This window comes from Microbacterium sp. KRD172 (assembly GCF_017168295.1).
In the GTDB taxonomy this organism is placed as follows: Bacteria; Actinomycetota; Actinomycetes; order Actinomycetales; family Microbacteriaceae; genus Microbacterium; species Microbacterium profundi.
The window spans coordinates 1-426 of sequence record NZ_JABFAS010000028.1 but is presented as its reverse complement, the minus strand read 5'-3'; the positions used below and the strand labels follow the sequence as shown (position 1 = coordinate 426).

Sequence of the window (426 nt, the reverse complement as noted above, 5' to 3'; positions counted from 1 at the left end):
TAATACCACCAAACACACCCGTTTGTAACGTTGGAATACCTAATACTAAAGCATGTGCTGGTTCTTTCGCTGCTTGACTTAATTCTTTTGCCCCTTTGGCATATGAGAAAATGTCATCAATTGTAATGTGCAACACTTTCCCCATTGTTGCATTCATAATTAAGTAACCTACTAGCGCTGCTAATGCTGCAACACCGTCTCCTCCTGCTAATCCAAGTGCTGTACCAACTGCAAATAATAATGGCAAGTTATCAAATACAACTTGTCCTGCTGCTTCCATGACCGACGAAATCATTACAATGATATCGTTTTTTAACCATGGTGCAATTTCTACTAATTGTTCGTTGTGCATTGCGTTACCAAACGCTAATAAAATACCAGCTGCTGGTAAAATCGCAACAGGTAACATTAATGCTTTACCGATAC

1 protein-coding gene is annotated in these 426 nt (G+C 39.2%); it reads right to left on the bottom strand.

The features are described from left to right. The coding region (locus J1M43_RS16545) for a PTS transporter subunit EIIC (RefSeq protein WP_206477564.1) at positions 1-426 on the bottom strand (426 nt) is incomplete at both ends.